This is a genomic window from Vreelandella arctica (assembly GCF_037070215.1).
Classification (GTDB): Bacteria; Pseudomonadota; Gammaproteobacteria; order Pseudomonadales; family Halomonadaceae; genus Vreelandella; species Vreelandella arctica.
Window position 1 is genome coordinate 1 of the sequence record NZ_JBANSN010000040.1, and the last position, 20,105, is coordinate 20,105.

A 20,105-nucleotide genomic window follows, 5' to 3' on the forward strand; every position below is an offset into this window, starting at 1 on the left:
GCTGGAAAGCACCGTCAGGTATCTAGGAATAGAGGTAGATGATGCGTTGGAAATGGCAGAACAGACAGAGGTTTGATAAGGATAAACGACGGCCTATTTCAGGTCGTCGTTGCCCGGCCAAGAGCGGCCTTTTAGAAGTCGTTGATATAGTTCTAAACGCAATGCTTGGTTGTATGGATGGGATTCAAGGGCAACAATTTGCGGCGCAACACATGTCACGGGGCCTGCTTAGTTCAGTTCAACACTCTGCATTTCACACCACGCATCATCCAGATTCACCTTATAGACTTCCTCATATGATGAGAAGGAAAAATCTAGATTAACGTAACCAGAGTCAGATTCATACGAACCAAGCGAATGAGATTCATGATACCCATCACTTTCAGAACGCCTCAACCCTGATCGTGACTGATAATCTATTTCAGCCTCGCAATATACTTCCACATCAATTTCAGAGCTCCCCCTATAATCAGTCTCTAAAGAGTAATCCACATTTACTTCGCAGTCATCATAGTAGCTGTCATCGTAGCTCTCGTCGCAGTCCAAATTTGCCATTTCAACTGAAAGACAAACTTCCGCACCGGTGTCGTATTCGGTTTCACAGGTTTGGCCAGAGGCGCCTTTAGCACGTAACTCTGCTTGACGTTGGGCAACAAGCTCAAGTAGCCTCTTTTTTTCTTCAAGCTCCTGTGCAGTCATTCGCTGGCAACGACCACCTACTTTCTTATATCCCTCGTTGCACATCCACATGTTGCCCAAAACTCGCGCGTTATCTGGTACAGAAAATCTCTCACAAGAGTTGCCCACTCGCTGGTAGCCCTCGTTGCACATCCACATATTACCCAAAACTCGCGCATTATCTGGCACAGACAGTCGCTCACAAGAGTTGCCCACTCTCTGGTAGCCTTCGTTGCACATCCACATATTGCCCAAAACTCGCGCATTATCTGGCACAGACAGTCGCTCACAAGAGTTGCCAACCCTTTGGTAACCTTCATTACAGATCCATGAATCTCCTAGTGAGCGAGAATTAGGAGGGTTGGCGCTAACATTTGAGCTCAACAAGGCCCCTAAAATAAATAAAATTATGAAATTTCTCATTTTAATTCTTCCCATAAGATGGCCAGATTCACTATGCCACTACACTTTGAAATTGATCCACCTCATTGAGGCTAGCTTGGAGAGATTTTTGAATCTGATCTAAGCGAACCTTTGGAGTCAATAACGGGCTTGCCATTTCAATTCTTCCGCGAATGAATGCGGTCGCTTGTCGAATTCGATCTAAGTTATCGAACGCATCATCAGGCACGTCTTTGCTACTCTTTTTCTGCAACGCAGACTCAAGTTGCGAAATCACGTCATGGATACCGTGGTTTTCGAATTGCTCTTCATGAGCTGACATACGCAATTGCCCCTCTCGATGTAACAAGCATCAGACTGCCAGCATATTCGCGCTCTTGCTGCATTGCCAAAAATGTCTGCTCAGGGTCGTTATCGGAAAATCGAGATTCCTCATAATTCTTAAGCTGACAGTATCTTAATCAAAAAAGGCTGTCACGGTTTATAGATTTTCACGCGTTTCCCACCCTCCTACCTCTGGCCTACAGTTATCAATCGCTCACGTATATCCGATCTCTCACTACGCACTCTTATCGAGGTGCATGGCCATACCGATGCAAGGAAGTAGGAGCCCTTCCCCCTTTTTGGTACCACGGAGTCTTATATATTGTGTCAGTGGCTTCCCTATCTCCCCCTGAGACCTGCAATCCAGCAGGAATGAGAGAGAAACGATCATGGAACTGACTAAATTTGACGGCTTTGCAATCTGTAGTGACATCGTGACAGGTTCACATGGCGACTTCATGATCACAGTGTTGCTCGGCCATGATCCAGATGTGACACCGAACTGCTTTGATACCTATTCAGGTTCCGATAAGGAAACCTGGGCAGAGAATAAGTGGTTCTTCGGTATGCTCAAGGCTAAGGTCGAACTGAAGGTAGGTAGCCAATCTGTTCTTTTGGACGATGTGGCAGCTGTACTGGGGGGTATTGAGGTCAATAAGACCGGAAATAATGCTCACCTTGACGTTCAGGCTCGTGCACTTGCTCAAGATGCTCTTGAGCGTGGAATAGAGATTGTTGAACAGATCAAGACCGCTGCGTAGTACATTCAACAGACCCTTCACTTGTGAAGGGTCTTTCACATTCAGGCTGAACCGATCACTGCTGTGCAACATCCCCCCTCTTTCACGGACATCCGGTAAGCGGATTTCTAGGGTTATCTATGCAGTGTCCCCCTTAGTGCGTTGATGACAATGGCAAGGCATCAGGACTATCTGTGCAACATCCCCCCTCTTGCCCTGGGCCTGATACCAGGCGCCAATTTTCTTTGTGTGCAGTATTCCCACCGGCCCAGTTTTGGGTCACCTGGTCCCCTACCTCCTTTCGAGACCTGTATTCCGCAGGAATGAGAGAGGAGATTGATCATGGGCAAGAGCACTGTGATTTATACCAAGATTGGTGAGCACCGTGGTAAGCAGCGTCTGTGGCTAGAAGGTAATCGGCTGGCGCGTACTGGGATCACACCAGGGCAGCGCTTCAACCTCGTTGCCGGCCGTAAGAGCCTGACCCTGCAATTTACAGAAGATGGTGCTTACAAGGTGTCGCGCAGAAAGCGTGGTGAGGTCGAGTTGCCAGTCATAGACATTACGGCAGCTGAGCTGGCGCAAGCGTTGGGCAAGGTAGAGAGGGTGCGTGTCGTCGTCAGGGGGAATCGTGTCGACATCACGATTCATCACCATGATCTTGCTGAATCTGATCGTATGGGTCGGCTACTGCAGTCCCTGACCAAGGGTGAGCCGCTTGAAATTGGTTCGATTGCACACGGTGCTGGAGTGCTTGATCACGCGATACATACTGGCCTTGCTGATGTCGGAATGCCCTCGCGCCTAGCCTTCGCTAATGAGCTGGAAGGTGCTTATCTGGAGGCATCATTGGTGAACAATCCTGTGTGGGACGAGGATAGCATTGCGATCCAAGGCCCGATGGAGGAAGTGGAGTGGCACAAGCTGCCGTTCATTCACCTCCTTTGCGCGGGTTTGCCGTGTACCGGGGCTAGCCTGTCAGGACGTGCGAAGAACAAGCTGGATCGGGCAGAAGCGCATGAGACAGCAGGTAGTCTCTTCATCGCTTTCATGAATGCAATCCAGACTTTGCGCCCTGCTATGGTGCTGCTGGAGAATGTCCCGCAGTACCAGACGACCGCCAGCATGACGGTCATTCGCAGCGTGTTGTCGAGCATTGGCTATGACGTGCATGAGACCATTCTGGATGGGTACGCGATGGGGTCACTGGAGCGGCGCAATCGGCTTTGCATGCTCGCAGTGAGTAAAGGCATTGAGGTCGATCTCGAAGCACTGGAGCCTGTACGTCAGCGTGAAACATTAATCGCTGAGGTATTGGAGCCGTTTCAGGCAGTCCAGGATCGCTTCAAGCCTTACAGCTACCTTGCCGACAAGGAAGCCAGGGATCTGGCCGCGGGTAAGGGCTTTCGTCGTCAGCTGCTCGATGGTTCAGAGGGAAGCCTCGGCACCATAGGGCGTGGTTACTCGAAGGCGCGCTCAACTGAGCCGTTTCTCCGACACCCAGACGATTCTGGCCAGTCGCGACTATTGACCAAGGCAGAGCATGCCCGAGTCAAAACTGTCCCTGAGATGCTTGTTCAAGGGCTGTCTGAGACTGTCAGCCACGAACTACTGGGCCAAGGAGTGGTTCATTGTGCATTTCGCGCAGTGGGCCGCCTCATTGGCAACTGCTTGCATAGTATTGGTGAGCAGGACAAATATGCCTGGCAACAGAAGTGGCACAAGACGCATTCCGCGGCTTAGCCACACACTGAACTACTAGGCATCCTTCAAGCCCCACTCCGATTAATTGGAGTGGGGCTTTTCTCTGTTTAAGACTACTAACTGCCATTGTTTCGCATGCGGAACATTTATATTTGGTGGCAGTGTCTCCCCTACCTCTCCATAGCCGTCACTGGTCGCCCTATCTACTTGTGAGATCCGGGTGATCGGAAATGAGAGAGGAGCAGATCATGAGGAATAGTAACAAGTACGAAATTGCTGATGTGAAGCGTATTGCGGAAGGTCAATGGGATACTGTCTTTCAGGCACTGTGCCCCGAGCTGGAGCATGCACTTGCCCACCCGGGACATCACATCGATTGCCCGATACATGGTGGTAAGGAAGATTTCCGTCTCGATCGCGGTTTCAAGCAACGCGGTACGGCCATTTGCACTTGCGGTAACTGGGATGGTTTTAGCCTGCTCAAAGAGCTGAAAGGCTGGTCTCTTCCCGAAATACTGGAGCAGGTCATGGGGGCTCTCGGTGAACAATCCGTTGAGCCGCTGGCGCCTACAGTATCTCGGCCGCCCCCACGGAAGGTTGAGGAAAAGCAGGACATACGGCCAACGCTGCGCAAGCGCTGGGAAGAAGCTCTACCCCTGGGAAGGGGCGAAGGTCGCTTCATGCTGGCGAGCTACTTGCAGTTCCGCGGGTTGCCTGTAAAGCCGATGCTTAACGTTCTCGAGACGGAGGCACGCCTCCACCCTAGGATGGCCTACATCGAGAAAGGCAAAGTGGTTAGCTACTACCCTGCACTGATAACCATTGTCAGGGATGCGGCTGGAAAGCCTGTCACGATGCATAGGACGTATCTCAACCGCACAGAAAATGGTGTGGTTGAGAAGGCGCCTGTGAGCAAGGCTAAAAAGCTGTTCCCTGTGGTGAAGAATGGTGATGTCCACGGTGGTGCTATTCGACTAGGCACAGCTACAGCCGGCGTTATCGGTGTGGCTGAGGGCATTGAGACCTCGCTAGCTATTCGGGCTGCTACGGGAATGCCTGTCTGGCCGGTACTGTCAGCTTCCCTAATGAGGTCGTTCGAGCCGCCTGAGGGTGTCACGGAAGTCGTTATTTGGGCTGATCGTGACCTACCCGACAGGAAAGGACGTAAGGCTGGTCAGGACGCAGCGGAAGTGCTCCAGGCTCGGCTTTTAGAGAAAGGGATTCGAGCTTCGATAAAGATCCCTGATGCACCCAGCTCAACTGATGTGAGCGTTGATTGGGCTGATGTGTACACCAGTAGTGGGCTCACGGGATTTCCCCGCAAGAGCAAAGCTGCTTAACCCTTCAAACCCTTCTGACATCCATTGTCAGGAGGGTTTTTTCATTGTGCGCCAGGCATGGCGCGCAGCGCCTTGACTGGCGCTATTCCTGAGGGTGGTGCCTCACAGGATGACTTGGGGGTGAAAGTCCCCTACGGACCCTGATAGCGGGAACCGTTAGCTGAACAGCAAGGGTGTCTGCCGCAAGGCAGAATCTGAAGGAAGCTGAAGGCAAACTCCCGGCCCGACGAACAGAAATCGCATACGAGGCTATCGCACCCGGGCGAGAGTGCAATGATCCTCAAAGCCCCATAGCTATCCGGAAGGGGCGATAGTAAATGCGGCGGGTAGGTGGGAGGAAGGTCGCGCGTCTTACCCTGGGAGGTCTGGTGGTCTGCCACGGTGCTACCGGCGTCGAGAGGCGACGGGATGGATCACCAGACGTCAGCAGAGGCCATAGTAAGTGCCGGTTCACCACGGCACCAAGGGCCGAACATGAAGAACCGCGAGTAGGCGATAACGTCTCGAGGATCGATCATGAAGACAGAAACCGACGCTAATACCGTCACTCACCCAGAGGGGCAGGAGCAGAACTCCACGCCCCGGCCGGTGAGCGTCGAGACGATCCCGGCGTCGCTATCGTGGACGAAAGCGGAGTCAGCCTCGCTCATGGAACGGGTCGTTGACCCGGTGAACATGGAGGGAGCTTACCGTAAGGTGGTTGCCAACAAAGGGGCACCGGGTGTCGATAGCATGACGGTGCACCAGTTAGCGGGCCACCTAAAGCAGTACTGGCCAACGCTGCGCGAGCGGCTATTGGCCGATGCGTATCACCCTAGCCCGATCCGAGCCGCCGTCATCCCCAAACCCAAGGGTGGGACACGGCAGCTCGGCATTCCCACGGTTACCGACCGATTGATCCAGCAAGCGCTGTTACAGGTGCTTATGCCCATCTTCGACCCTGCGTTCTCCGCGTCGAGTTACGGCTACCGCCCCAGGCGCAGCGCTAAGCAGGCCGTCTCGGCCATGAAGGCCCATGTCACCGCTGGCCACCGCTGGCCACCGCTGGGTGGTCGACCTCGACTTGGAAGCCTTCTTCGACCGAGTGAACCACGACCTGCTGATGGCACGGGTCGCGCGGCGCGTTAACGACAAGCGCGTGCTGCGTCTGATCCGCCGCTACCTGGAAGCGGGCCTGTTCCAGCACGGCTTGCCCACGCCGAGACGGCAAGGGACGCCCCAAGGTGGGCCCCTCAGCCCGCTGCTGGCGAACATCCTTCTGGACGACATGGACAAGGAGTTGGAACGCCGAGGCCACCGCTTCTGCCGCTACGCCGATGACGTGCAGGTGTATGTCAAAAGCTGGCGGGCAGGCGAGCGTGTCATGGACAGCTTGAGTGAGTATCTCGAGAACTCACTCCGGCTGACGGTCAACCGCCACAAAAGTGCGGTGGATCGGCCATGGAAACGCGGCTATCTGGGCTACAGTCTCACTCGGCACAAGCAGCCGAAACTGACGCTAGCCAAGACCAGCCTGAAGCGTATGATGCAGCGTGTCCGTGAGATACTGAAGCGTGGTAAGGGGCGTAACATCCAACGGGTAATCGAAGGGTTGAGGCCAGTCCTGCGAGGATGGGCCAACTACTTCAGCTTCGTTGATGTGAAGCGCCCGCTGGAAGCACTGGATCAATGGATACGTCGCCGCTTACGCGGCCTGCTCTGGCGGCAATGGAAGCGCCGAGCGACCCGGCGGCGGAAACTCCGAGGCCTAGGTCTGGACGCGTACCGTGCTTGGAAATCGGCGGGTAATGGGCGAGGGCCCTGGTGGAACGCCGGAGCCTCGCACATGAATCAGGCCCTACCTAGAAAGTGGTTTTATGATCAGGGCCTGATATCGATACTGGATACGGTAAGATGGCTCAAACGTTGTTCATGAACCGCCGTGGTACGGAACCGTATGCCCGGTGGTGTGAGAGGACGGGGGAGGTGACTCCCCTTCCTACTCGATTTCAGCATGATGGGATTCGGGAGGAAGGATGCATTTTTATATATTCGCTGAATCTGTTTGGGTCAAGCAGCTACTGATCACTTAGGTCATTTAACTCTACCTCGCTTGAAGCGCATTCCTGTGGCATTGGCGCTTTTTAGCGTGGATAGCATGCCTCCGGGCGGTGATTCTGTGCTCAAGGCTCTGAGCACAGGGTCCAAAGTTACCGCCCTATCTGTCATTCCATAACCAGCCTTGCTTTTATTATCTGTTATTCGTTCTGAGACCAAGGTTATATGGGGCCTAGGGAATGATTCTAGTTCCCTTGCGTGGTGCATCACTTCTCCCTACTTTCTTTTAAATTAAACGTTTGTTTGATCTATCCGCTGGATCGTGTCACTTCCGCGGGGTTGCCACTCCTCTCGGTAATCTCAATACCACCTCCCGTTTGTCTGTCAGTAGCGCCCCTACCTCTCATGAGACCCCGATACCTGGGGGATGAGAGGAGAGCACGTTATGAATCGCAGTGACTCGATCGCCAGAATCGGCAAAGCCCTGGCTTCAGTGCAGGCTGAGCTTGGTGGTCTGATCGCACCGGATTCTACGAATCCGATGTACGACAACCGCTATGCAAGCCTCGCAATTATAATCGGCAGCATTCGTGCCGACTTGAATAAGTTTGAAATTGCACTGGTTCAGGCACCTGTGCCCGGAACAGTGGGGGCTGTGGTGATGGAGACCATGCTCATTCATGGCCCTTCTGGGGAGTACATTGGCTCTTACTGTGAGATGCCCGTTGAGACCCTTGATAGCCATGGTGTGGCGTCAGCCCAGACGTATGCACGTCGCTATGGGTTGATGGCTCTTCTAGGCCTTGCTCAAGGCCCGGACGATGATGGAAATGCTGCCAATAACGCCGCTGTGGAATCCTCAGTGCTTCTCTCCCAAGGAGAGCCTGAGCCATCAGAGCAGCGGGTATCGAACGGTCACCGTTTGGCATCGCCCGAAGCGATTCTAGCGGAGATTGAAAACTCAGATGTTGAGCGATTGGTTTCGGCCGAACGCTGGGTCAATAGCGCTCAACTGGATGCACACCTGTCAGCTCGGCTCAAGGGAGCGATCGCACAGCGACGCCGAATTATCCAGCGACAGCAATCCCAACATGCTTAACCTTCCATAGCCCCATCCCTTTGTGGAGTTGGGGCTTTTTCGCGTGCATGACACAGGTATTTGGAGGCAGCTTGACCGGGAACGCTCATCGATTATTCGGCCTGGCGCTTGGCGCATCGGCTGGTGCGATTATGACCCCCTTTTATGGTGGGATGTCTGCGCTGGCAGTGGCGGCGATGGCGCTGCCTGGATCAACGGCACCTGACTGGCTGGAGATCCGCATTGGTCCAGCCACGCTCATACCCCATAGGACTGTGACCCACTGGTTGCTCCCTTGGCTAGGGCTGGCAGTGGCATCAGCCGTTTGGCTACCTGATGCGCCATTGCTTGCCGCCCTGCTCTTTGGTTTCTCGGTTGGTGGGCTCTCTCACGTCATTGGAGATGCTGGCACCCCTTTGGGAGTGCCTGTGTGGCACCCCGCCAAACGCCATTCCCTGAAGCTGTGGGATGGCGGCACCTCAGAATTTTGGCCCGTGCTGTTGGCCTGGGTCATTGCCGCGATTTTGATACGGAGCCTTGTGCTATGAAACACATTACCGCTGGCCCTTTGCCGGCGCCATTTCTGCAGCTAATGCTGGCGCTTTTGCTAACGCTGAGTTCGACCGCTATAGCCCAGCCTGGTGGGGACCGAGGGCAAGCCTGCCTTGATAGCAATAATGCTCGCGAATGCGGTTGGTTCTGGGGGCACTTAGATGATGATGAGGAAGAAGAGCCCGAAGAGCCCCCAGTCGAGATACCGATGGCCAAGGCGCCTGAAGAGGAGCTGGATTGTACGGACCCAGAACAGTGGGAGCCCTCTTGTGGTTTTGTCGACCCAGAGGGGAGCTTCGAGTTTCAAGCCAAGCAGCGCGACATGCTGCTTAACCAGTCTGTGATGAACCCCAACAATCCAGAGACAGTCGAGGCCTTTCAGCGGTATATGCGATGGGCCGTCGACCAAGCCATCACAATGTCGAGGATGTGGGAGTGGAATCAGATCCAAAACCAGGACCTCAACCCCCTCGTACATAGCCCCGTCTCCTCTTTTGGGCTTCGTGCAGCGTCACGAGCACGCGATGGCAAGCGCAACGCGGTCATGGAAGAGATAGATGACCAGAATGGGTTTCTCGTCTGGTTTACCCGGTCTAGCTGCCAATTCTGTCATGACATGCAACCAGTTATGAAGCAGCTCGAACGACGTACTGGGCTCACTATTTACAACGCCCCACTTGATGGGGGGTGCATGCCAGAGTTCTCGAACAGCTGCGATACCACAGGACGCTCAGTAGAGGCTGCTGGCCACCTTGCCGTCGAAGCGGTACCGGACCTCTGGCTTTACCTGCCACAGGATGATCTTTGGTTCCGCGTCTCCAGTGGTGTTGAAGCAGCGCAGCGGATTACCTCGAGGATTGAGGTCTTCTTTGGTGCTATCCAACGAGCAGCAGAAAAGGGCCTCGAGGCGGTTGGTGATGGCACGAGTCCTCCCGTTGATTTCAGCGTCCCCGACATGCTGGAACGGTCATCCGGTGGCCTCGGCGCCGGCATTCCCCAAGGAGTTGAGTAATGTTCTCCAGAAACAAATTTGTAACCATGTTGGCAACAGCCGTGATCAGCGGAATGTCGATAATGGCCACCACAAGCCTGGCTGAAGCCAACGCACTCGAAAATGCGTTTGACCGGCTATCCAGTGCCGGAGGCGGCTTCAGTAGCTCAAACAGCGCAGCGTCGTTTGAGACCAGGACACGGCATGGATACACGGCCGGGGGGTTGACCATGCGGTTTTCTCAGAACCGCTACTCGCTAGTCAACATGGACCCGCCGCGGCTAGACGTAGGCTGCAATGGCATCGACGCGCATTTTGGTGGCTTCTCCTATATCGACAGTGAACAGATCCAGCAGATGTTGGAGCAAATCGCCCAAGGGGTTGTAGCCCTCTCCTTCCAGCTCGCGCTCAAACAGCTCTGCCCTATTTGTGGGGATGTGCTTGAGTTCGCACAACGCATGGCACAGGCGGCGGCGAAACTATCCCAGGACAGCTGTGAGGCTGCTACCGCACTGGTTGAGGGGTTCCCTGACTACTCCGGCGAATTAGGCAATCTCTGGTGTAGTTCGGTAGGGATGTTTGAGGGCGTGGAAAGTGACTGGCTGGCAGCCCAGCAGGACACTTGTGATAGCAAATCGGATTCGGGCCGCGAAGTGCGAGACCACCTCAGCAACAATCCCGGGGATCGCGCACTGGCCTTAGAGCTTGATGGCAACCGCACATGGCTAGGCCTTCAAGAAGCAGGTATTGCCCCTGGGCGAGATGGCAGCAACAACATGGGGGCAGAGAACAAGATATTTGCCGAGCTATTGATGAGTTGGATTGGTACTGAGGTTCGCAACAAAGGGGGTAGTGGCGACTCGAACACCTTTGCGCCAACCATCGAAACTGCCGATGCGATGCTGGACATATTCCTGTGCGGAAGTGATAAAGCCTCGCCGACCGTCATTGAATACGCTGACTTCGTGAACAGCTTTTGCGAGGACAAGGTATGGTCAGGCGCCTCAGGCCAGGCCACCGAGATTTATACTTGTAGCAACAGTGATCTGAGAGACTGTTGGAACCCGAACAAAGCAAAGGTTGAGGATATATCACTTGGCCACGGCTTTTTGACCACGGTGATTATGGAATTGGAAGGTGCGGTTAAGAACGTTGCCAGTGGCACCCCGCTGACCGCTTCTCAAAAGGCCATTATTGCTGCAGCGCCCTTCCCGCTCTATCAAGCAGTTAATGTTGCAGCGACCTACCCGGACCTTGCCTACGACCTAGTAGTTGGTAACTCGACCATTCTGTCTTACATGATCTCCATTGAGTACATTCGCTATGCCGTCCAGGCAACGGCTAAGACATCGATGACATCATCCGTGCCGGGTGAGATCTTGCGCGAATTCCGCGAGGCCCAGAATGAGCTAGTTGTCGTGACCTCCCAGAAGGCTCAGCAAATTAACCTTATGGCTGAGACTCAGGAAAACATAATGAGCCAGGTTGACAAGATCAACCGCGCCACGTTGCGAAATCTTCATGCCATGGGTCTATCCGGCATGGATTTCGCTCGTGATATGGTTCGGGAGATGGACTGATGAAATGGCTTGTTCCTGCCCTTATAGCTATTGGATTGGTCGCTGTTCCGGGGTTAGCAATCGCAGAGACCATGACGCCTGCAAGTGGTGACACTTGGACATTTTATGGCTATGGCAATGGTTATGCGCTGGCGCAAATACTGGAGGCGATTAAACGCCTGACTGACCCTGACTCAAACCCTGGGTTCAGGAACTTGGCGCTATTCTTGGCGATGGCCGGCTTCCTTGCGATGTGCTTTACGGGAATCCTGGGTGGAAGTCTGCAAAAGGTGGCCATGTATTTTGCCGGCATGATTCTTACTGTCTACATGCTGTTCTCTTTGAAGGTCGATATTCTTATTGAAGACATGGTGTGGGATGGCGTTGGGTCGCCCCAATTCATTCAACGAATTGAAGGCGTTCCGGCAGCCATCGGTCTTCCTGCTGTTGTCATCTCAGAGATAGGGATGTGGGCTACAAACGGCATTGAAACTAACTTCACGACGCCAAACTTCGAAAATCTACGTATTTCAGAGGGGGCTCCCATTGGCATGGCGGCAAGCATGCTGAATGACATGAAGAAGATTCGCCTGACTGATCCGTACCTGCGATCAAGCATTCAAAGTTTCATGAATGACTGTGCGTTGCCGAATATTTTTAGCGGCAAAATATCCCCGGTGACGCTAATTACCTCACAAAATGCATGGGGGGTTTTAGGCAATAACCTGAACCGGGCAGTTTATACCGTCGTTTATGACTCGACCGATCCAAATGGTGGCATGCAGGCTTGCGATGAGGCCTACGCGAGCATTGACAACCGTTTGCAGACTGCAGCTCCCGCGCTATTGAACGGCATGAGGGAAGCTTCCCCGTTCTGGCTTCAGCAGGCAGCAGGTTCAACAGCGCTGGCACAAGCCGCTCTGGATGATTCGTTTCGCTGGGCCTCAGGGGGAAGTGCCGTTCAGGACGCCACAGGGCTTGCCACACAAGCCGCAATCGCAGAAATGTACTCAGGCACCTATGAATACGCAGCAATGGCCACAGGCTCCAACGAGCTGATCTCAGCCTTGAATATGGAACAGGCTCGACGTGCCCAGCAATCTGGATGGTATAGCACAGCTATTCTCTTCCGGGATATGGCGGGCTATTTCTTCGCGATCCTTCAGGCATTCGTGATTGGGCTGGCGCCGATTGTGTTTGCTGCGGTGTTGGTCCCCGGCTTAGGCAAGAAGATGGGCACCTCGTATGCCCAGGTGATGACCTGGCTCATTTTATGGTGGCCAGGGCTCGCTATCGTGAACTACATCATGATGCTCTATTTCCAGGGGCAGACAGCGGGATACCTCGCTGATGGTCTCACCATGGCCAATATGAGCGCAGTCAGCGAGATGTCGGACAAGATGGTGATGGCATCAGGTTTTATGTCCACCTTAGTTCCCGCCATCATGTGGGGGCTAGTATCTGGCAGCGGTTACGCCTTCACCTCTGTCTTGGACAGGGCATCTGGTAGCCAACAAGCGGCGACAGCCGCGAACAACATGTCTACAGGTGCAGCTTCGGCTGGCCAGGTAAGTATGAACAACGCGAACATGAATGCTCACCAAACCTCTCACCGTTATAGCTCTGGGGAAGAAGTATCGGCCCACCATGTAGGGGTTGGAGCTTCTACTGTGACCAGTATGAGCGGCCAAGATATGAACGTGGGCTTACGCCCAGCTGACTTTAGAGCGAACTATTCGGCTTCGCAATCATACTCAGAGGCTACACAGCGCACTCAAGAAGCCAAGGAGTCGTTCTCACAGCAGTCTCAAAGTATGATGACCGATTCCCTTCGAGGTGCTACTCAATACGCCCAAGACAATGGCTATATGCAAGACGGTTCGATTGATTGGTCTCGAATGAGTCAAGACACCCAAGGTCAGAGGTATATGAGTGAATTGGGTGCAACCCGTCAAGTGATGGATCAAACAGGTCTTTCTGAGCGCGAAATAAACGATATGACCATGCACGCAGCAGGTAAGGTGGCAGCTGAAGCAGGTGTTAAAGGCGAGCTTGGGCTTAGCCTTAGCAGTGGCATAAGTGGTTATTACCGAGGCTCGGCGGCTGTTGAGGCCGGAGTGCGTAGGTCCCAGTCGGATCAAGATGCGCGCGAAGAAACCACCAGTGTTGCGCAGGCAGATACTGGAAAGCTCGTTTTTGGTGAAGACGGCACGCTAAGTGTTACAGGACAAGATGGTAGTCGTTACTCCCAGAAGTTTACCGAAGGGGAATCACGTCAGGTTCTTGAAAGCCGTGCCGGTGAAGACCGAGCATCAATGCTCTACGCGGCTTCAAATGATTACCAAGAGGCCGTGCAGGTTCAGCAACGAGCAAGTGAGGAATACACAACTAGCCGTTCAGGCTCGCTTCCTACAGCTGCAAATCCTCACGCTGTAGCTGGCATACAAAGTGATTTTGATGTTGTCCGGAGTAAAGTAGAAGGACAAATGAGTGAAGATGTAAAAGACATTTCCGGCCGAGGGGCCCTTGTCATGGGGACAGTAGGGGCCAACACCGCCGATGTTAATGAAAGGGCAAGTCATGCAGACGCCACTACATCGCCTATTGGTGCTATTGGTGTCAGCGGGCTATCTGCTGATTCGCCTACGCAATTGAATGATATACAAGCCAATGCCCAGGCTCCTGTTGTTCGTCCTGATAGTTACCATGTTATAGACACAGGTGAGAGCTTTACTGTTGCTGATCGCAGGGATCTAGCGGCAGCTGATGCCAGCAACGCTGACGCCATGATCACGGGTGGCGATAGAACGAATATTCAAGTCGGCAATGATATGTTCGTACCCGCGCTTTACACCCAAGATGAGAGTGGTCATGGGCAAGCAATCTATGCAGTCGAGCGAGAAGACGGGCATGCATATTACCAATATGGTGGCGATGGCACTTTTGAGCCGGTTGATGTCGAAGCCCCGCCTAGTCAGTCTCAGATTGACTCCCAGGCCAGAAATGGACCCACCTTGAACGCAACTGAAGCAACGATAACAAGGATACAGGTCCGTTCAGGGGGGTCTTCATCAGATTCATCAAGCAATGAATCGATCCCTTCCCCTGCCCAAGGCGAGGAAATTGATCCTCGGGAATTTATGCTGTCTCGATAAGAGGAGCCATATAGGCAAAGCCCCTGCCAAGGCAGGGGGGTTATGTGTTTCGGATGAGCTGCTTGTAGCGTTTCAGCATAGCTTGTTGTGCTAGGAACAAAGCGATGAAACCCGCCCAGATAAACGGGACAAATTTGCTCAGCCCACTGTTTGAAGTGTACGCGGTGAAGAATAGTAGAAACGCAAATATCACTGCATTAACCGCATAGATAAAGATAACGTTCTGCCTGGCTCTCCACTTAAAAGCCCTGACTACATCTTCTTCATTAGCACCGATCAGTTGGTGCAGCTCATTTGCGACGAAAGAGCCCTGGGATGGCTGAGCGGCATGTTGCCGTGCTGCGATCGCACGTTGGCGGCGAGCTTTGCGATTCTTGTTAGCCATTTCGACCTCCGAACGATCGACGCAATCACCTTGATGTTATCTAATAATACCATACGACGATTTCAAATTACAATAAGAAGCGGCTATTTTCTCATCTTTTCTGCTGGGTCAAAGTATGAGCGCTTATGACATAAGTGGGTAACAAGGTCGATATGGGCATGAATTATCGTCTTGGCAAGCCAAAGAATATATCCCCCGGCGAATTTCAATACCTCTATGGTTCCCTTGGATAAAATATCCATGAGCGGTCTAAAGACTTCCTTTACTCCCGGAAGAATTCCTAAGAGCAACATAGCGAAGATGGCGATTGTTGCCCAAAATAACACTGTAATCATAACTACCACCTAAACAGTTGCTGTAAGAAACTCGTTTAGTCGTTCCTCGAAGTTAAGCGCCTGTTTGTCGGCAGGCATCTTCATCTTGCGTTTTATTACCTTAAATGAAGGAATGTGTTTGGGGTAGTTGATCATTGGCGTTCTCAAATGATACATGCGAGCGCCCATCATCATGACCGCTTGCCCCATATCCATGGCTCTCAATTGATCCGGTGTTACCCTGAACTCCTCAACTTCGCGCCAGCTTTCACCCATGCCGCCGCCATCGGACATGCTGGATTGTGGGGTGGTTCTCAAATACTGCGCACTCTCTCCCTGGTTAGCCGAGACTGAGACAGTACGTTGAAAACGCTTGGTTTTACCTAGTATTTCTGCGGCCTCTTCAGGGCTGTCTTTCGCACCGAACTTGAAGAATATTTTGTTCCATGTGTTCTGTATCACGATGTCTGCAAAGTCTGGCGAGACTCGATTAAGCTGGCTGAAGGACTGGAAGGCTGGAATCAGTGCGATATTGGCCGATCGCGCCTGCTCGAAGAGACGCCCTACCCCTTCCATTACGTAAGCACCCATTTCATCCAGAAGTGCGATGAAATGCTCTGGCCTTTCGCCCTTGGGTAAATCTTGAATGTAGGCAACAGCAGAGCGAATGTCCGAGACGATCATTTTCCCTAGGTTGAGGGCTGCGGTGTCCTTTCCCATCGTCGGAAGCGAGACATAAAGCATGTGGCCCTTACGAATAATCTCGGTAAGCACGATTTCCGGGGCATAAACGTTGAAGACCTTTCCAAACTTACCCTGGGCGAACAGTGCAATCCGGCCTGCCATCCCGCCCAGCGTTTGCTTCATGCGGTTGAGGTCGATTTTTGTCCCTTCCTTGGTACGGGTACGGAACTGATCGAGGAAGATCGATAGCGCCCTCTTCTCAGGCCCTTGAGGAGTCATTCTCTCCAAGTTTTCAAGGGCTCTATCGGACTGCAATAGAATTGATAGATCGCCGAAGTGATATAACTGACCGGAGGCTTGCAGAGCGGCAATGATGACAGTGAGTGCATGATTGGCGGATTGCCTGTAGTGATCGGCGCCTGGATTGTTCTCCGCAGAAGGAATGAGGTTCATCAGCCGCGATGCCACCTCATCAGGATCGCCGTGGAGAACAGGGTTGTAGGTATTGGCGTTATCGGGGTCTGACACGTCGATAATGTAGAGTTCATCTTCGCGGCCTGTCACCTTGGCCATGTACGCTAGGTGATCCCGAGTGTCCCGATCAATTTTGGCGTCAATGAATAGCCATCCGCGCCCACGCGCAGTTTGCTGCCAGAGGATATATTCACCAAGAGTAGTCTTACCCACACCAGACTGACCCACGATCGCAGTGTGTCGCTGCCCGAGGATGTCGGGCATGTTGATTCGAGTATTTTTGTCGGTGGTCAGGCCGATATGTAAGGAAGGCCCCTTATCATCTACTGGCTCGTCTGAAGGCAGCACGAAGCCCTCTCGGGAATCCTCGTCGTACTGGCGCAGCTTGGCCATAGCCTGGCTCCATGTGAGCTGCGCCATGCCCAGCGAACCCAGGACGCCAGCAGGCCATGCTGGGAAGGTGCCGACAGCCCAAGGTGTAGCGGCCGCAACGCCGGCTGCAATGGCGGTAAGTGCCAGCGCATCCATTCTGCCGGCTATCATGGGCAATCCTCCAGCGTCACGCTATCAGCACGGAACATCCCGGCTGCCCATGCAGCGGGGGCGATGTAGCTACGGCTGTCGGGCAGCGGTGCCTGATGGCAGCGAATCGTCAAAGATGAGCTGTCGTCCAGAGGATGAAGGCTTATGAGGTGTCCTGGGTAGGACGCGAAGACTAGAACTCCGATATAGCCTTGGGGCAAATCTTCTGGTGGATTGCCTCCAAGGTTCTGCGACCAGGCATTGAGCCAATCTAGCTGGCTGGTCACCATAATCGACTTGCTAAGTAGCGCGCCAGCATCATGACCGCCGTAAAGCTGATGCGCGGGTTCATTGGCGCCTTCCTGAGCATTGGCAAAAAAAGGCATGGTTGTTGCCACCATGATCAACGCAGCCTTGAAAAGAGTTTGCATTATTTGTTGTTCCTATCAAAGAAGCCACTAGGCAAACGATCCCTGCCACCAGCCCCACTAACGCTCGGTAGCATGTTGTTGGGTAGCGATCTTCCTCCGGGAACAAGCGAGTCAAGAAAGGAATGCCACATGCTATATTGAAACTGCTCGGTATATGCATTGCCTGAAGTAGTCACGAACGTAATCCTGCCGGTATAGACAATACTTCCATGAGGTGTAATGGCACCCTCCTTATTGCGGTGGCCATACGTATGGTAGGCGGGTGTGCCAGGGGTCACTGTGGTCGGACTTGAGCCGTCACCCCAGTCGACAACTGCTTTTTCAACTCTTCTAACGTTCTGTCCACCGTTCTCAAAGGACGTATATGTGAGCGATACATCTAGCTGGGTTTCTAGGCCTACATACCCATTATTGGGCGTGAACATGAAAGGCCTCTGCCCCGCGTTCTGCACCACTTCCTCTGAACCGGCTGCACCTGATGCCAGCGCTTCAGCTTGGGCAGTGATTCGGTCTACTGGGCTCCCGAAGGAGCCAGTAGATGCCAATACCATCACCACACAAGTAGCTTGAATTAAAGCTATCTTGCCCATGTCTGGTTGAACTCCGATTGTGCTTTTTCCGACAACGTTTCCACGTACTCCGAGAAATCCATATCGCCGAGATCAAGTGCAAGGAACTCGTCAATAGTGAACCCGGTGCAGTCTGGCTTGTACTGACGATCGTAAGTTGTGGAGGCCTTTGTCACACAGCTACCCAAAACCTTTAGCATGCACGGCTCGTATTTCTTTTCTGAGTAGGTGTACCAAGGCTTAGCTGTAAGATTGACTTCAATTGAAGCTCTAAACTCACATTCCTCAACGGAACATCCACCAGTGAGAGTCACTGGTGGACTGTTGCTGACATAGTTATTCAAATTAGTAATGTCATTCTGGATGTTGACTTCATTCCACGCCGCATTGTCATAGCATTCATATGATGAACCGATACACATGCGCAGCCCTCTGGAAGGGGATTCTGAACCTAGAGGGTTTGTATATGCCTCGAAGTGAACATTGTTATGCGCCCAAGAAAACTCGCCCCAGCCATCATTAGGAAAATTGATTGGCCACTTCATATCTAAGGGAATGCGCATCTGACCACCAGCGCCAGCTTTCCAAGCGTGAACTTTGTATTCACAGCTGCCATCTTCAAAACACCCACCTTCTACAACCGAATATCGGTTGATCGCACGGGTGTGATGATCCTCTGCTGCTAAGCGATGGGTTTCCCAGCCTGGGCTAAAGCCATAAACAGGGTGATCAGGCGGTGCCCCGCATGACGATTCAGAGCAGACCGCTGCATAAATGTCTGGGCTTGAAGGGCAGTCGTATCCAGATAACATCGAATTGGTAAAGCCTTCATCGGTAGAGCATTCCTCTTTCCACTGCCAGAACCGCACTCGATTGCCGTTGGCATTTAGCTCGTTCGACCATCCTCCGGCAGAATTGTAAAAAGGAAACTCAATGCGCTTGGTAACAGCTCCACCTGCGTTTTGCGAAGCCAACTCGGCAAGCTGTTCTCGACCCTGTTCTTGAATTATTCTGGCAAGCATCGAGTCAAACTCGCACCAGCGTTGGTATCTATCCACCTGAGTTTGGGTGTTCGCAATCGACCATGGCCTTGTCCAATGTGCGCATATTTGCTTCGCGTAGGACATGTCACCTTTCGCAGGCGCGTTGTAAATATAATTTGCGAACGTGCATAGCGTATTATTGGTGGGAACAAAGCCGGGTGTAACTTGGACGGCTCGTTTCGCCATGCGAGCAGCAGCAAGCTCTACATCTTCGAGGTCACAGTAGTCAGCACCGATTCCTGTAGCCATAGAGATAAATGAGCTGGTCAAAACGACATCTTCTGGGTCTTCCTGACAGCATTGCATGTGCTCAATAGCATTTAGGATGTCTGCCGAAGCAGTGCCAGCCAAGACAGCTCCAAGCGGTCCGCCAAAATACGTTGCCAAAACGGTTGATACGGTTGCGTTAAATTCCATCATGCGGCGGAAATCGCTTGTAATCGCTTTGCACTCGCGCTCCATGCCAGAAAAGATCCGCATGTTTTCATCTAACCCACCCTCGGCAGCGATCATGTCCATGACACCTGCCGCTGCAATAGCGTCTGAGAAGGCGCCTTCATCATCGCTAACTTCAGGCATAATTTCGTAGGAACTAGGATCGCATTTCCCATCTTCGCGACATGTATATGTCTGTTCCTGCCGAACGCATAAACCGTCTTGCTTTCTGGTGCAGTCGTAGCTCGTTATGTTGCAGTTCGGGTCGTTATTGCAACGTGGTGTCTCGCCGATGTAACAGCGCTTAGTTACTTTCTGGCCGACAATATTTCCAGAAGCATCTTTTATATCTGTCCTGCTTATATCTGGGCCACAGCCATACGAAGTGTCGGCACTACATGTAGACTCGCTCTTTTGCCATTCTTCGATCCAACTGTCAGGAAGAATGCGTGAATATTGCGAATAGGTCGCTGGATATGTTTCTCCAAACGTGTTTACCAACTCCCAGTCATCATCGTTCTGTAGTGCTTCGAGATTGCAAGTGTGGCTATATGGATCGCCGTAACATCTATAAGTAACGGCATATTCCCAGCACTCTCGTCTGACTGTTTTACCCATTATCGTTCTGGGGGCAGAATCAATACATGTCTCTCCGACCTTGTAGCACTCTTGGTAGTCGCTTAAAGCC

18 protein-coding genes are annotated in these 20,105 nt (G+C 52.8%); 10 read left to right on the forward strand and 8 right to left on the reverse strand.

Annotated features, from left to right (window positions below; translation table 11 throughout):
- Positions 1 to 228: 228 nt before the first annotated feature.
- Together V8L70_RS20575 and V8L70_RS20580 are read right to left on the reverse strand one after the other, a co-directional pair.
- Positions 229 to 1,101, reverse strand: coding sequence for a hypothetical protein (locus V8L70_RS20575; protein ID WP_157826488.1), 873 nt, complete (start codon positions 1,099 to 1,101; stop codon positions 229 to 231).
- A 31-nt stretch (positions 1,102 to 1,132) separates the two neighbouring features.
- Complete coding sequence (locus tag V8L70_RS20580) at positions 1,133 to 1,402, reverse strand: hypothetical protein (protein WP_101146476.1); 270 nt, start codon at positions 1,400 to 1,402, stop codon at positions 1,133 to 1,135.
- A gap of 391 nt (positions 1,403 to 1,793) precedes the next feature.
- On the opposite strand from V8L70_RS20580, the gene V8L70_RS20585 reads away from it, so the two are divergent.
- From V8L70_RS20585 to V8L70_RS20630, 10 genes are all read left to right on the forward strand, one after another.
- The gene (locus V8L70_RS20585; RefSeq protein ID WP_101146475.1) at positions 1,794 to 2,165 is read left to right on the forward strand and encodes a hypothetical protein; all 372 of its coding nucleotides are present in this window, start codon (positions 1,794 to 1,796) and stop codon (positions 2,163 to 2,165) included.
- A 321-nt stretch (positions 2,166 to 2,486) separates the two neighbouring features.
- On the forward strand, positions 2,487 to 3,887 hold the full coding sequence (locus V8L70_RS20590) for a DNA cytosine methyltransferase (RefSeq protein ID WP_101146474.1): 1,401 nt from the start codon (positions 2,487 to 2,489) through the stop codon (positions 3,885 to 3,887).
- 209 nt (positions 3,888 to 4,096) lie between these two features.
- Positions 4,097 to 5,188: a DUF7146 domain-containing protein gene (locus tag V8L70_RS20595; protein ID WP_157826487.1), complete on the forward strand. Its 1,092-nt coding sequence runs from the start codon at positions 4,097 to 4,099 to the stop codon at positions 5,186 to 5,188.
- A gap of 516 nt (positions 5,189 to 5,704) precedes the next feature.
- On the forward strand, positions 5,705 to 6,316 hold the full coding sequence (locus V8L70_RS20600) for a reverse transcriptase domain-containing protein (protein ID WP_269801100.1): 612 nt from the start codon (positions 5,705 to 5,707) through the stop codon (positions 6,314 to 6,316).
- Entirely contained in the window at positions 6,204 to 7,103 is a 900-nt protein-coding gene (locus V8L70_RS20605) for a reverse transcriptase domain-containing protein (RefSeq protein ID WP_269801099.1), read from the forward strand. Before V8L70_RS20600 ends, V8L70_RS20605 begins: the two co-directional genes overlap by 113 nt.
- Before the next feature lie 567 nt (positions 7,104 to 7,670).
- Positions 7,671 to 8,324 carry an ERF family protein gene (locus V8L70_RS20610; protein WP_157826486.1) on the forward strand — a complete coding sequence of 218 codons (654 nt, stop codon included), beginning with the start codon at positions 7,671 to 7,673 and terminating at the stop codon, positions 8,322 to 8,324.
- A 71-nt stretch (positions 8,325 to 8,395) separates the two neighbouring features.
- Positions 8,396 to 8,851, forward strand: coding sequence for a metal-dependent hydrolase (locus V8L70_RS20615; protein ID WP_157826485.1), 456 nt, complete (start codon positions 8,396 to 8,398; stop codon positions 8,849 to 8,851).
- Complete coding sequence (gene traF, locus V8L70_RS20620; RefSeq protein ID WP_101146470.1) at positions 8,848 to 9,867, forward strand: conjugal transfer protein TraF; 1,020 nt, start codon at positions 8,848 to 8,850, stop codon at positions 9,865 to 9,867. Before V8L70_RS20615 ends, traF begins: the two co-directional genes overlap by 4 nt.
- Positions 9,867 to 11,426 (forward strand): conjugal transfer protein TraH, encoded by a 1,560-nt coding sequence (locus V8L70_RS20625; RefSeq protein WP_101146469.1) that lies wholly within the window; start codon positions 9,867 to 9,869, stop codon positions 11,424 to 11,426. Before traF ends, V8L70_RS20625 begins: the two co-directional genes overlap by 1 nt.
- The gene (locus V8L70_RS20630) at positions 11,426 to 14,560 is read left to right on the forward strand and encodes a conjugal transfer protein TraG N-terminal domain-containing protein (RefSeq protein ID WP_101146468.1); all 3,135 of its coding nucleotides are present in this window, start codon (positions 11,426 to 11,428) and stop codon (positions 14,558 to 14,560) included. Before V8L70_RS20625 ends, V8L70_RS20630 begins: the two co-directional genes overlap by 1 nt.
- 40 nt (positions 14,561 to 14,600) lie before the next feature.
- Here the strand turns inward: V8L70_RS20630 and V8L70_RS20635 are convergent, their stop codons facing one another.
- From V8L70_RS20635 to V8L70_RS20660, 6 genes are all read right to left on the reverse strand, one after another.
- Positions 14,601 to 14,945 carry a hypothetical protein gene (locus V8L70_RS20635; protein WP_035561835.1) on the reverse strand — a complete coding sequence of 115 codons (345 nt, stop codon included), beginning with the start codon at positions 14,943 to 14,945 and terminating at the stop codon, positions 14,601 to 14,603.
- Between the two features lie 83 nt (positions 14,946 to 15,028).
- The gene (locus V8L70_RS20640; RefSeq protein WP_035561838.1) at positions 15,029 to 15,280 is read right to left on the reverse strand and encodes a hypothetical protein; all 252 of its coding nucleotides are present in this window, start codon (positions 15,278 to 15,280) and stop codon (positions 15,029 to 15,031) included.
- 9 nt (positions 15,281 to 15,289) lie between these two features.
- On the reverse strand, positions 15,290 to 16,960 hold the full coding sequence (locus tag V8L70_RS20645; RefSeq protein ID WP_101146467.1) for a type IV secretory system conjugative DNA transfer family protein: 1,671 nt from the start codon (positions 16,958 to 16,960) through the stop codon (positions 15,290 to 15,292).
- A complete protein-coding gene (locus tag V8L70_RS20650) occupies positions 16,957 to 17,370 on the reverse strand; it encodes a hypothetical protein (RefSeq protein ID WP_101146466.1) in 414 nt (137 codons plus the stop codon). Before V8L70_RS20650 ends, V8L70_RS20645 begins: the two co-directional genes overlap by 4 nt.
- Entirely contained in the window at positions 17,370 to 17,960 is a 591-nt protein-coding gene (locus tag V8L70_RS20655; protein WP_101146465.1) for a hypothetical protein, read from the reverse strand. The genes V8L70_RS20650 and V8L70_RS20655 overlap by 1 nt, the downstream gene beginning before the upstream one ends.
- On the reverse strand, positions 17,948 to 20,035 hold the full coding sequence (locus tag V8L70_RS20660) for a conjugal transfer protein TraN (protein WP_157826484.1): 2,088 nt from the start codon (positions 20,033 to 20,035) through the stop codon (positions 17,948 to 17,950). The genes V8L70_RS20655 and V8L70_RS20660 overlap by 13 nt, the downstream gene beginning before the upstream one ends.
- Positions 20,036 to 20,105 lie beyond the last annotated feature (70 nt).